We start from the raw sequence: 300 nt of genomic DNA, 5'->3' as shown, positions 1-300 counted from the left end.
CCACCCCGCCCGCGGGGCGCAGCGCGCGACGCACCGCACCGTCGGTGGGAGCACCCGGCAGCCGCAGCGCAGTCAGCCGCTCCGCACTGAAGTACCGGTCCCGGTCGGTCTCATCGGTGCCTGCGAGCAGCTCCTCCGCTCGGGCCCGCAGGTGACGGGCGACGCCGGGTTGCATGACGTATCCGACCGCGTCGATCAGCAGCTGCATCCGCTCGGGATCCCGATAGGGCGAGTCACGCCGCGTGAGCGCGTCGACGATCGTCGCCGGCACACGATTGCTGTTCTCGTACGGGGTGAGTT

Annotated in this window: 1 pseudogene; it reads right to left on the bottom strand. The window is 71.3% G+C overall.

The features are described 5' to 3' along the window. A pseudogene (locus tag RTM68_RS16670) lies at positions 1-300 on the bottom strand (hypothetical protein); the annotation flags it as partial.

Source organism: Microbacterium sp. (assembly GCF_031988965.1).
Taxonomy (GTDB): Bacteria; Actinomycetota; Actinomycetes; order Actinomycetales; family Microbacteriaceae; genus Microbacterium.
The sequence above is the reverse complement of the archived record's forward strand: the minus strand, read 5'-3'. Positions and strand labels throughout refer to the sequence as shown.